This window comes from Massilia frigida, assembly GCF_011682175.1.
Classification (GTDB): domain Bacteria; phylum Pseudomonadota; class Gammaproteobacteria; order Burkholderiales; family Burkholderiaceae_D; genus Telluria_A; species Telluria_A frigida.
This window is the reverse complement of the sequence record NZ_WHJG01000015.1, coordinates 22,182-36,056: the sequence shown is the minus strand read 5'-3', so window position 1 is coordinate 36,056 and position 13,875 is coordinate 22,182. Positions and strand designations below refer to the sequence as shown.

Below are 13,875 nucleotides of genomic sequence, written 5' to 3'. Positions count from 1 at the left end.
GCCGTATCCGCTCAGATTGCCCTTGGCATCGGTGACCTGGATGCGGTTGCCGACGGCGTCATAGCTGGCGCTGCTGACGCCGCCGAGGGCGTCGGTCTGGCTGATCTGGCGGCCGAGCAAGTCGTAGGCGATGCTGACCGTGTTGCCGAGCGCGTCCGTACGACTGGTCTGGTTGCCGACCTCGTCGTAGGTGTAACTGGTCACGCCGCCCTTGGCGTCGGTCTGGCTGGTCAGGCGGTTGTTGGCATCGTAGGTATACCGCGTCTTGTTGCCGTTGGCGTCGACCGCCTCGATGCGGTTGCCCGCGGCATCGTGCTTGAACGTCGTGAAGTTACCCATGAAGTCGACCTGGCCGCTCAGGCGGTTGCCGGTATCGACCGTATTGCGGTGGTTGCTGTAAATTTGCTCGGTCTGGTTGCCGAAGGCATCGTACAGGTATTTTCGACGCGCAACGATGCCCTCCTGGCTGACAATCCGTCCGGCGGTATCGTAGTGATAGGTATCGCGCGCGCCCTTGGCGTCGATCACTGTCATCCAGCTGCCCGTGTTGCCGCGGGGCGAGTAATCATAGGTGGTGGTGTTGCCCAGCGCATCGCTGCGGGTACTGATGCGGTTGATCTTGTCGTAGGTGAAGGTGGTCGCATGGCCGAGTGCATCGCTGCTCTCGATCTTGTTGCCCACCGCATCGTACGCATGGGTGGTGCGCGCGCCCAGCGCACTGGTTTCGCTCACGACCCGGCCATTGCCGTCATAGCCGTAGCCCCACAGCTGGCCGGCGGCGTCGGTGATGCCGACCCGGTTGCCGACCGCGTCGTAGGCGTAGGTTTGCCGCTGGCCGAGCGCATCGGTGACGCTGATCAGTTGATTGTTGGCGTCATACGCGTTGAGGGTGCGGGCGCCACGCGCGTCCACGCTCTCCGTGCGGTTGCCGCTCTGATCGTAGCTGAAGCTGGTGACATTGCCCAGCGCATCGGTTTGCGACAGCAGCAAATTGCCGGCGTCATAGCTGAAGCTGGTGACGTTGCCGTTGCCGTCGGTCTGGCTGGTCTGGTTGCCATTGGCGTCATAGGTGACGCTGGTGACATTGCCCAGGCCATCGGTGCGGCTCAGCTGGCGGTTCAGCTTATCGTAGGTGAAGGTGACGGTCTGGTCCTGGTCGGAGACGGTCACGACCGGCTTTTCCCATGTGGTCCAATTGGTCGTCGGCGGTGCGACGGCGGTGGCGTAGCGGGTCTGCGCGATCAGGTTGCCGTTCTGGTCGTACTCATTGTGCGTCACATAACCAAGACTGTCGACGCTATCGGTCAGGCGGTTATCGGCATCGTAATAGTTGTGGGTGATGGCGCCGTTCAGGCCGAGCAGCTGGTACACATTGCCGTTGGCGTCGCGGTAATGGTAGACGCCCCGGTACAGCGCGTCGTATTCGTGCTGGACCTGGCCGTGCTCGTCAAGATCGGTGGTGCTGCCGTTATTGTTGGCATCGACCGCATGCTGCGCCTGACCGTGGGTAAAACTGTAGTAGCCAGTCCGGTTGCCGAGCGCATCGATGCGCGCTTTCAGCTGGTTGACGGCATTGTATTCGCTGCGCGTGACGAACCCGAGCGCATCGGTACGGCTGATGCGGTTGCCCACCGGGTCGTAGCCGAAGCCTGTGCTCTGGCCCAGCGGGTCGGTCGACTCCACCAGGCGGTCCAGCGCGTCATAGCTGAAGCTGGTGGCGTTCCCCTTCACATCCACCGATTTGACGAGGTTGCCCACGGCATCGTAGTGGCTGGTCGTGACGCCGCCGCGCGCATCGGTGCTCTTGACTAGGCGATCGTTGCCGTCATAGACGAAATGCGTGCTGGCACCGCGCGCATCGACCTTGAGCAGCACATTGCCGGCGCCATCGTAGGTGGTGCTGGTGACCCCGCCTTCGGCGTCGACCATGCGCACCTGGCGTCCCAGCAGATCGATGCTGTAGCTGGTGGTGTTTCCGCGCGCATCGATCAGTGCGGTCGTGTTGCCGCTTTCATCGTACTGGTACTGCGTCACCTGGCCGAGCGCGTCGGTGGTGCTGACGCGGCGGTTGTCGGCATCGTAGGCGTGCACGGTGACCTGGCCCAGGCTGTCGGTGACCCGGGTCAGATTGCCGGCATCGTCATAGGCATAGCGAATTTGCCTGAGGCCGTGGCGGTAGCCAGTCAATTGTCCGGCCGGATTGTATTCGTAGTCGCCGTCACGGAAATTCGGATCGAGTTCGTTAAAGCGCTGCAGCACGCCATCGATCGCATTGTAGGTATATCGTTCACTGCCGGCGGCGCTGTCGCCGTCCAGCGTGTAGCCTTCGACCAGGCGATGCAGCGCGTCGTAGCGGAAGAAGCGATCGTTCTGGTTCGCATCGCGAACCATGGTCCGGTTACCCACGGCATCGTACTCGTAGCTGGTCACATTGCCGAGCGCGTCGGTGACGCTGGTATTCCGGTTGCGCGCATCGTAGGCGTAGGTGGTCGCGTGGCCGTTGGCGTCGACCGCTGTCACGCGGTTGCCGACCGCATCGAACACGGCGTGGCTGACGCCGCCCATCGGATCGGTCGTGCTGACGCGCTGGTCGACTTCATCGTAAGCATACTTGCGGGTATGGCCGTTGGCGTCGGTGTGGGTGAGAATGTTGCCGACAGCATCGTAACTCTGGCTGCTAACGCCGCCCAGGGCGTCGGTGCTCCGGACCAGCCGGTTGAGCGCATCGAACTGCTGGGTGCTGACGGCGGCGCGCGGGTCGACACTGCGCACCAGATTGCCGTTCTTGTCGTACCCGAAGCTGGTCACATGGCCGAGCGCGCTGGTCTGGCTGACTTTGCGGTTGAGCGCGTCGTAGGCAAATTGCGTCGCGTTTCCATTCGGGTCGATGCGCGCGGTCAGGTTGCCAGCAGCGTCGTAGGCGAACCTGGTGGCGGTTTCCAGGCCGTCGAACTGGGCAGTCTGGCGGTTGACCGCATCGAATTCACGCCGGATCCAAAAGTGCATCGGGTCGACGCTGCCCCCCTCGCCCCAGCGCGTATCTTCGTAATAGCGGTCTTCGTACAGCACATTGCCGACCGCGTCATGGGTAAAGTCGGTAATGCGGTACAGGCCGTTGTCTACCTCTTCGCCCGGGGTGCTGGTCGCTTGGGTCTCCATCATGGCGCCGCGCGTGGCCATGAAGGTTTCGGTGCCGCCGGTGTTGCGTTCAACTTCTTCGCGGATCTTGACCAGGCGGTTGGCACCGTCGTACCGGTATTCGACGATGTTGCCGAGCGCGTCGGTGACGCGGGTGCGGTTGCCGACGCCGTCGTACGCGTAGATCGTCGAGATCACCTCGACGTAGCTTTCCTTGCTGTCCCAGTAGTGGTACTGACCGGGCTGATGGGTGACCGGATCGTAATACGAGGAGTTCGATACGTTGTACTCGACCGTGGTGCGCGAGACGATGCTCTTGACCAAGCGGTTCATTGCATCGTATTCATACGCGGTGGCGTTGCCGTTGGCATCGACCGTGCGGGTGCGGTTGCCGGCGGCGTCGTACTCGGACAGGGTGACATGGCCCAGCGCATCGGTCACCTTGGTCAAGCGGTTTACCGCATCGTAGGCATAGGTGGTGCTGTTGCCGTTCTTGTCGGTCAGGACCGTACGGTTGCCGACCTTGTCGTAGGCGTATTGCTCGACATTGCCGAGCGCATCGGTGAGCTTGGTCAGGCGGTTTTCCGCGTCGTACTGGTAAGCCGTCAGATTCCCATTGCGGTCGATCGACTGCACCCGATTGCCCAGCTTGTCGTAGGCATAGGCTTCGCTATTGCCCAGTGCATCGGTCAGCTTGACCAGGCGATTGTCGGCATCGTAGAGCGACGCGGTGACATGCCCGTTTTCATCGGTGGCCGCGATGCGATTGCCGTTATTGTCATAGGCGAAGGTTTGGCTGTGTCCCAAGGCATCGGTCGAACCGGTCATCCGGTTGGCGCCATCGAAGCTATAGCTGGTCTGGTGGCCGTTGGCGTCGATCAGTGCCGTCCGGTTCATGCCATCGTAGGTGTAGCTGGTCGTGTTGCCGGCGCCATCGGTGCTGGCGACGACGCGGTTAAGCGCATCGAATTCGTACGCGGTGGTCTTGCCGTTGCGGTCGACGGAGGCGACCAGGTTGCCCACCGCATCATAGCGCAGCGTGGCACGGTAGGTGCTTGCCGCTACCGTGGCGGCATGCTGAACATGGCGGTTGACCTGGTGGCCGTATTCGTTGCCGTCGGCATCGACTCCATCGACGATGTAGTCATACCCGTCGACCAGGCGGTCTTCGCCGCGCGCCGGGAGTACGGTGTTCTCGGTGTCCGTCAAGCGGTTGTTGGCGTCGTAGCTGTAGAGCGTCGCGTGCGCGTTGCGGTCGAGCAGCGACAGGCGGTTGCCGACGGCATCGTAGGTATAGCTCTCTTCGTTGCCGAAGGCATCCTTGACGCCGAGCAGCTTGTCTTGCGCGCTGTAGCGATAGGTCGTGGCATGGCCGTTGCGGTCGACCTGGCTGGTGCGGTTGCCGACGGCATCGTAGCCGTAGGTTTCGGTGCTGCCCAGCGCATCGGTGCTGGAAATGACGCGGTTCAGGGCGTCATAGGCGTGACTGCGGCGGTTGCCGTTCCAGTCGGTCGTGACCAGCACGTTGCCAACCGCATCATAGGCGATCTTGCTGGTCGCACCCAGCGGATCGGTGCTGTGCACCAGGCGCCCCAGGGCATCGTACTGATAGACGCTGACGTTGCCGTTCAGGTCGGTGTAAGCGGTGCGATTGCCCATCGCATCGTAGCTGCTGCTGTCGGCATGGCCGAGCGCGTCGACCGTACCGACCAGGCGACCCAGGGCATCGTAGCGATAGCCGGTGATGTTACCGTTGGCGTCGGTCAGGGTGATGCGCTGGCCGGCGGCGTCAAGCGTAAACACGCTCCGGTAGCCAAGCGCGTCGACGGTGCCGGTGTGGCGATTCGCCGCGTCATACAAATACGTGCTCTTGTTGCCGTTGGCATCGATCAGCGCCGTCCGGTTGCCGGCGGCGTCATACTCGTAAGCCCTCACGCCGCCCAGGGGATCGGTCGACTTGAGCAGGCGATCGGCGCCATCGTACTCGAAACGGGTCTTGTTGCCGTTGGCGTCGATGGTTTCGATGCGGTTGCCATTGCCGTCGTAGACATGGCGGGTCGCCACGGCCTGGTCCAGGCTGCGCGCATTGTCCTGCAAATGGCCATTGGTGCGGACAGACTCGATGTAGCCGATGCGGATGACGCCATCGACGGTCTTGACCAGGCGGTTCAGCTCATCGTAGCTGAACACGGTCGCGTGGCCATTGGCGTCGACGATGCGGGTACGGTTGCCGAGATTGTCGTAGTCGTAGTGCGTTTTGTTGCCGAGCGCATCGGTCAAGTTCACGAGGCGATTGCGCTCGTCGTAAGTGTAGACGGTCGCGTGACCGTTCTTGTCGACCAGCCTGGTGCGGTTGCCGACGCTGTCGTAAGCGTAGGTCTCGGTCTGCCCCAGGGCATCGGTCAGCGCCACCAGGCGGTTGTTGGCATCATAAGCGTAGGCCGTACGCTGGCCATTCTGGTCGATCGCTTCGGTGCGGTTGCCCACCTTGTCGTAGGCGGCCCTGCTGGTATTGCCCAGCGCATCGGTCGACTGTACCAGACGGCCGGCGGCGTCGTACACATAGCTGCTCACCTGCCCATTCTGATCGGTGGTGGCAACGCGGTTGCCGCCAAAGTCGTAGACGTGGGTGATGCTGTGGCCGAGCGCGTCGGTCGTGCCGGTCAGGCGGTTGACGGCGTCGTAGACATAGCTCGTCTTGTTGCCATTGGCGTCGGTCGCACTGATCCGGTTCAGGCCGTCGTACTGATAGGCGAGCGTGTGGCCGAGGGCGTCGGTGCTTGCGCTCAGGCGGTTCAGGGCGTCGTACACGTACACGGTGCGGTTGCCATTGCGGTCCACCATGGCGCTGCGGTTGCCGGCGGCATCGTATTCGAAGCGGGTCAGGTAATCGTGGCGCTGGCCGGCTACCACGGTGCTGAGACTATTCCTGATCCAGTGGCCCGCTACCAGCTCGGTGCCATTGATATCGAGCACGGCGTCGACCCAGACATCGTCGCGCACCAGCGCGACATCGCTGGCCGCACCGGTGGCGGCATCCTTGACCGCGACCAGGCGGTTGGCGGCATCGTACACATACTGGGTACTGTTGCCGTTGGCATTGATGCTCTCGATCCGGTTGCCGACCGCGTCGTACACATGGCGGGTCGCCACCACCTGCTCGAAGCTGCGGTTGACGCTCCACTCGCGCCACGGCGTTGTCTGCAGCGTGGCGGCATCCCATTCGGAGCCGTACTTCTGCACGTAGTCGATGACGGTGCGGGCGTCGATGGTCTTGACCAGGCGGTTGACCTCGTCGTACTGGTACAGGGTCGCGTGGCCGCGTGCATCGATGACGCTGCTGCGGTTGCCGACCTTGTCGTACTGGTACTGGCTGGTGTTACCCAGCGCATCGGTTTGCGCGATGACGCGATGTTCGGCATCGTAAGCATACGTGGTCTTGTTGCCGTTGCGGTCGCTGACCACGGTCTGGTTGCCGACGCTGTCGTAGGTATACGCTTCGCTGTGGCCCAGCGCATCGGTGAAGCCGGCCAGGCGCCGATTGGCGTCGTAGACATAGCGCGTCACGTGACCGTTGCGGTCGGTCGATGCGATCCGGTTGCCGACCCGGTCATAGGCATACGCTTCGCTGTGGCCGAGCGCATCGCTCATCTGGACCAGCCGATTGGCGGCGTCGTAGGCGAAGGACGTGATTTGGCCGTTGCGGTCGGTCACGGCACTGCGGTTGCCGGCTGCGTCGTAGCTGAGCAATTCGGTATTGCCCAAGGCATCGGTGGTCTTGACCAGGCGGTTGCCGGCATCGTAGGCATACGCCGTCTTGTTGCCGTTGGCGTCAGTCAGGCCGATGCGGTTGAGCGCATCGTACTGATAGCTGGTACTGTGGCCGAGGGCGTCGGTGCTGGAGACCAGGCGGTCCAGCGCGTCGTAGACGAAGCGGGTCTTGTTGCCGTTCGCATCGATCAGGGCCGTGCGGTTGCCGACATCGTCATATTCGTAGGTGGTGACCAGCGCGGCCGCGAGCGGTGCCGGGGCGCCGCCCTGTATCGCCCAATCGGTCCAGTAGCCGACCTCCTTGCCATTGCTATCGCTACCCTGAGCGACCCAGAAACCGCTTTGCAATACCGCGCCCTGCTGCACGAGGGCCGGATCGGCGGCGGCGCCGGTGGCTTGCGCACGGATCGCGACCAGGCGCTTGCCGGCATCGTAGTCGTAGCGGGTCAGATGGCCATTGCGGTCGATCACGGCGGTACGGTTACCCACCAAGTCATATTCGTAATGCTCGACATTGCCCAGCGCATCGGTCGCGTTGCGCGGCCGGTTGGCCGCATCGTACACCGTGCGGCTGCTGTGGCCCTGCGCGTCGGTCTCGGTGATGCGGTTGCCGACGGCATCGTAGGCATAACTCGTCGTAAAGCCGAGCGCGTCAGTGGAGGCGACCAGGCGGTTGTTGGCGTCGAAACTGCTCAGGGTGACATTGCCGTTGGCATCGGTCAGGCTGGTCTGGTTGCCGACGGCGTCATAGCCGAACGCGCTCACCTGGCCGAGCGCATCGGTGCGGCTCAGCAGGCGCGAGGCGGCGTCGAACACCTGGCTGGTAGTATGTCCGTTGGCGTCACTTGTGCTCAGCAAGTTGCCCTTGGCATCATAGCTGAACGTGGTCACCAGGCCCAGGGCGTCGATCTGGCGCGTCAAGCGCTTGGCGGCGTCGTAGACGAAGGTCGTCACGTTGCCGTTGGCGTCAGTACGCGCGACCCGGTTGCCGGCGCCATCGTACTGCTGCACGCTTTCGCCGCCGAGCGGGTCGACCGTCTTGAGCAAGCGGTTGGCGCCGTCGTAGACGTAGCTGGTGCGGTGCTGGTTGGCGTCGATGGTGGCGATGCGGTTGCCGACGCCGTCGTACACATAGCGCGTGGCGATCTTGCGCTCGTAGCTGCGGTCGTTGGCGCTGTTGCCGTTCGGGTCGGCGATGATCTCGGTGCGCTGCGCCGTGATGGTCTTGACCAGGCGATTGGCTTGATCGTACTCGTAGTCGGTGGCGTTGCCGTTCGCATCGGTCATCCGGGTGCGGTTGCCGACATTGTCGTAAGCAAAAGCGGTAACCGCATTGAGCGCGTCGGTCTGGCTGACCAGACGGTTGTTGCGGTCGAAAGCGAAGCGCGTCGCGTGGCCATTGCGGTCGACCAGCGCGGTACGGTTGCCGACGGCGTCGTAGGCATAGGTTTCCACCTTGCCGAGCGGATCGGTCAGCGAGACGACCCGGCCGGCGCCATCGTAGGTGTAGGTGCTGGTGTTGCCGTTCAAGTCACGCGACAGCACCAGGTTGCCGACCTGGTCGTAGGCGAACTGCTCGGTATTGCCGAGCGCATCCGTATGCAGCGCCAGGCGGTTGGCGGCGTCGTACTGATAGGTGCTGATGGCGCCGCTCTGATCGCTTGAACGGGTCTTGTTGCCAACCTTGTCGTAGCCGTAGGAAACGGTATTTCCAAGCGGATCGGTGCTGCCGCTGAGGCGATTGGCGGCATCGTAGGTGAAATTGGTCGTATTGCCATTGGCGTCGGTGAGGCCGGTACGATTGACCCCATCGTACTGGTAGCGCGTGGTGTTGCCGGCGCCATCGGTACTGGCCACCAGACGGTTGGCGGCATCGTACAGCTTGCTCGTCTGCCTGCCGTTGGCGTCGATTTGCACGCGCTCATTGCCGACCGCATCGTAGACGAAATGGGTCAGCAGTTCATGCGTTTCGGCCGGGTCGACGCCGACAAAGGCGCCGTGGTCTTCATAATAGCCGCCCGCGGTGTTACTGGCATCGGCCACCCACTCGACCTTGGCGACCCATTTCTGGTCGCCGGCAGCGCTGCTGACCTGCTGGCGCACGTTAATCAGGCGGCTTGCCTTGTCGTAATCGTAGCTGGTGGCATGTCCGTTGGCGTCGATGTGCGCGATCCGGTTGCCCACGCTGTCATAGGCATAGCGGGTCTGCCCACCGAGGCTGTCGGTGATCACGGTCTGGCGGCCAGCGGCGTCGTAGGCATAGCTGCTCAGATTGCCGTTGGCGTCGAGGTAGGCGGTACGGTTGCCGATCTTGTCGTAGCTGTAGGTTTCCGTCTGTCCCATGCCATTGGTTTGCTGGACCAGACGCTTGAGCGCATCGTAGCGCAAGGTGCTGACATGGCCGTTGGCGTCGGTCGTGCTGATGCGGTTGCCGGCGGCGTCGTAGGCGTGGACCGTGGCCGCGCCAAGCGCGTCGGTCTGCGCCGTCAGGCGGTTCTGGCTATCGTAGGCGAACTGGGTCGCATTGCCGTTGGCGTCGGTCTGACTGGTCTTGTTGCCGTTGGCGTCGTAGCGGTAGCTGGTCACATTGCCCAGCGCATCGCTGCTGCTGACAACCCGGTTTTCCGCATCGTAGGCGAAGGTGCTGGCGTGGCCGTTCGGATCGATGACCGTGGTGGCATTGCCGCCAAGGTCGTACTGGTAGACGGTGCGCAGTGCCAGGCCGTTCGGGTCGACCACTTCGGCCACGCGGCGGCCGAGCTGGTCGTAGCTGTAGCTGGTCGTGCGCACGTCGCCGTTGGCGTCGCCGCGCACCACGCTCAGGGTGTGGCCCTGGGCGTCGTAGCTATACTCGGTGCGCAGGTTCAGGCCGGCCGGGTCGAGCACGACCCGGACTTGCTGGCCGTTACGGTCGTATTCGGTGGTGCTCAAGGTGCCGTTGGCATCAAGCATGGCCACCATGTCGCCCTTGGCGTCGTAGGTCCAGCTGGTGGTCAGATTCAGGCCGGCCGTGTCGACGCGCTGGCTGAGGCGGCGATTGGCCGCGTCGTAGCTGTATGCGGTCGTCATCCCGTTGCGGTCCGTGGTCGAGAACAGGCGGTCGGCCTGGTCGAACACCTGGGTGGTATCGTTGCCGACGGCATCGGTGACACGCACCAGGTTGCCGTTCAAGTCGTAGGCGAAGCTGGCCGTGTTGCCGTTGCCATCGATGATGCTGATGACCTGCCCGAATGCGTTGCGGGTCGTGCTGGTGCTGACGCCGTCGGCGGCGGTGATGGTGATGCTGCGCTGCTGGTCGTCGTAGGCGTAGCGCGTGACCTGGCCCATCGCGTCGGTCTGGGTCAGCACCCGGTCGAACGCATCGTAGCTGGTGGCGATGGCCGCGCCCATGGCGTCGCGCGTGGTGACGGTGCGCCCGTTGCGGTCGAATGTGCTGGTGCGCATGTGGCCGTTGGCGTCCACGCTGGCCACGGCGCGCCCGAAGGCATCGTACTGGGTGCTGGTGGCGCGGTTCAAGCCGCCCAGGCCGTCGATCTGGCCGGTGCGCAGGCCGCGCTTGTCGTAGCTGAAGCTGACCAATTCGCTGACGGCGGCGCTGATCGGGCGGCGCTGGGCCAGCAAGTCGCCGTAGGCGTTGTAGCTGAAACCGGTGGTGTTGCCCAGGCCATCGATCAAGGCCTTGATCTGGCCGCGCAGATCGTAGTCGCGCTGGATCAGGGTATCGCGCAGCGGATCGCTGGCCGCCGCCAGCAGCGTCAGCAGGCTGCCATTGGCGCCGCCGGCGAGACCCGCGGTGGCAATCCGGCTGGCATAGGTGATCGTGGCGCTCGCTTCGCCAAACGCGTTGTAGCGCGTGCCCGTCACTTCGCCCAGCGCGTTGACGCTGTGCGTCTGGCGCCCGGCCGCGTCATAAAAGAACAGGGTGCTCTGGCCCAGCGCATCGGTGGCGCGGGTCAGGTGGCCATGCTTGTCGTACTGGTAGTTGGTGCCGTAATCGGCCCATACTTGGGCGTCCAGGGCGGCGTTGCCGCTCAGGTGGCTGGCGCCCTGCGCCGACAGGCTGGCGATGCGGCGGCCCTGCAGGTCGTATTGATTGAGCTCGGTGCGCTGGCCGGCGCTGGCGGCGGCGCGGATGGTCGAGACCAGATTGCCGACGCTATCGTAGTGCATGCGGCTCTGGGTGCCGTCGAAGTCAGTGAGCTGCGCCAGCTGGTTGAGCGCATTGTAGGCGTAGGAGCGGCTTTGGTCGGCCGGGCTGGCTTGCGGACGGATCGCGGCCAGGGTCGCGCCAGGGGCCGTGCTGGCGACCTTGTTGGCGAAGCGGGTGGCGCGGCTCTGGTTGCCGGCCAGATCGTAGTCCGTGGTCGTCAGATAGCCTTCGGCGTCCACGCTGCCGATCAACTGGCCGCGCGCATCGTAGTACTGCTTGACGTGGATGTCGGCATCCGAGGCGGCCGGCATCAGCTCGGCCAGGGTGGCGCTGCTGCGCAGGGCGCTGCTGGTGGCGCTGGCGTAGCGCACCATCTCGGTCAGCTGGCCGGCGCCGTCGTATTTGTTCTCGGTCAGGAAGCCCTCGGCGTCCAGCTTGCCCACCAGGCGGCCGTCGGCGTCGTAAAAATTGCGCACGTGGCGGTCGTCGGCGCTGGACGTGACGACGACGTCGGCCAGCGTGACGCTGGCCGGCAAGGCTGCCAGGTCGAGCGCGCTGTTGTAGCGCACCACATCGGTCAGGCGCGCGGCGGCATCAAAAAACTGCTGGGTCACGTACCCGGCTTCGTCGATCGTGTAGATCAGGCGGTTGTCCTTGTCGTACACCTGGCGTACCACGCGGTCAAGGCTTGCCGCTTGCGGACGGATTGCGGCCATGCTTGGCGTGACTGGCGCGCCGTTGGCGTCGGCCAGCAGCTGCACATCGACCAGGGTGGCGTAGCGGATCGACTTGACCAGGTTGCCGCTGGCGTCGAAAACGCTCTCGGTCAGGGCGCCCATGCCATCGATCATGGCGACGCGCCGGCCCATCTCGTCGTAGATGAAATGGGTGCGCACGCCGGCCGCGTCCTGGGTGCTGGTCAGGCGCCCGTTGGCATCGTATACATTGCGTGCCGCGCCCAGCACTGCGCCGCCATTGTGGCTGCTCTGGATGACGCTGGTCAGCTCGCCACTGGCGTCGTAGGTCGCCGTCGACGCCAGGCCGTTGGCCTGGATCGTGACGGTCTTGTTGTGGGCGTCGTCGTACTGGGTCAAGGTTTGCTGGCCCAGCGCGTCGGTGCTCGACAGCAGGCGGTCCAGGCCATCGTAACTGTAGCTGGTGACCATCGATGCGCCGCGCGGGTCGATCGACTTGAGCAAGCGCCCTTCCTGGTCGTAGACGTAGCGGGTGGTGGCGCCGCCCTCGGGCACGCCCTTGCCGGCCGCGTCGAGCGCCGTGTAGGTCGTCGACGAGGCCAGCTGGCCGCGAAAGTCGTAGGTATAGTCGATCCGTTCGGCCTGGGACTTGTCGTGGGCCTCGACCCATGCCGCGACCGCCGCTTCGCTGACGCTGGCGTTTTCGGCGAGCGCGGCGACGTCGAACTGGGCGCCGGCGTAGCCGATCTGGGCAGTTTTCTGGCCTTTGGCATCGTACTGGAATTCGGTGACGCGGCCGCTAGCGCTGACGGAAAAGCGCAGGTGGCCGCGGCTGTCGTAGGCGTAGCGGCTCACCAGTGGCGCGCCGGCGCCCATGCGGATCGACTCGGTCAGCTTGAGGTTGGTGCTGCCGTAGGTGCGCGCCACCGTGTTGCCCAGGGCATCTTGCTGGAGTGTCTGGTTGCCCCGTCCGTCGTACTGCATGGTAACGGCATTGCCGCTGCCGTCGGTGACCTGGGTGACGTTACCGCTGGCATCGTAGGTGTAGCTGGTGCGCACACGCACCCCGTTCACCGCGGGGCTGAGCACGTCGGTCAGCTGGTTGCTGGCGTCGTAGCCGAAGGTGGTGACGTAGCCGAGCGGATCGGTCATCTCGGTGCGGCGGTTGACGCTATCGTAGGCCAGGCGCGTGATGCGGCCCTGGGCATCGGTCATGCTGGCCACTTTATAGTCGGCGCCGACCTGCAGATAGGTGAACGCCAGTACGCTGCCGTCGGTCTGGGTGATGGTGGCGATACGGCGGCTGCTGCCGTCGTAGGTGTAGGCGGTACGGTAGACGTTGCCGTCGGCGACGCTATTGTCGTCCGGGCTCAGATCGACCGTCACGCTGGCCAGGCGGTTGCTGGCGTCGTAGGTGTAGCGGGTGCTGGTTTGGGTCACGCCCTCGCTGACGGTGCGGATCTGCGACAGGTTGTTGCCGGTATAGTCGAAGTGCAGCACGTCGCCCGAGGACGAGGTGACGCTCTTGAGCAGGCGGCCGCTATAGGTAAAGGTGCTGGCGTTGCCGTCGGTATCGCTTGCGGAAATGATCAAACCGGTGGCGTTATAGACCTCCGTCGATTGCGTGTCGCCATCGGTCCAGTTCCAGGTCTGCGGCTTGGCGCCGTTCGCGGCGCTGAAGCTGATGGTGTCGAAGGCCCCCTTGCCGCTGGTGCCCACGTACAGCCCGCGCGTTGCATCGTAGTGGTAGACGCTGGTGGTGCCGTCGCCATCGGTGCGGGTGACGGTGCCGCCCGCCGCATTCAGCTTGCCGGCTGCAGCCACCTTCTTGTAGCTGCCGAAGCGGAAGTTGTCGCCGTTGTCGGCGTCGATGTAGAAGCCGAGTTTGTCGGTAAACGCCCCCTGGCTGTTATAGGTGCGGGTCAGGGCCGTGTCGAAGCCGCGCGAGGCCAGGAACTCGTCGCGGTTCTGCACCACCAGATTGCCGTTGGCGGCGTTGACATACACTTGATTGCCATTGCGGCCGAACGTTGCGTTGCCAACCGCGCCCTGCTGCCCGCCCAACGCATACATTGAACCACCGATGAGACCCAAACCGCCGCCGCTGACAATCGCTACCAT

General features: G+C 64.1%; 1 protein-coding gene (cut by a window edge). It reads right to left on the bottom strand.

Annotated elements, in window-relative coordinates; all coding sequences use genetic code 11:
• Positions 1-13,875 carry the 5' end (the start) of a polymorphic toxin-type HINT domain-containing protein gene (locus F2P44_RS34900; RefSeq protein WP_187363338.1) on the bottom strand. The gene continues 18,975 nt to the left of window position 1, outside the view, so only the first 13,875 of its 32,850 coding nucleotides appear in the window; its start codon is at positions 13,873-13,875; the stop codon falls past the left edge of the window.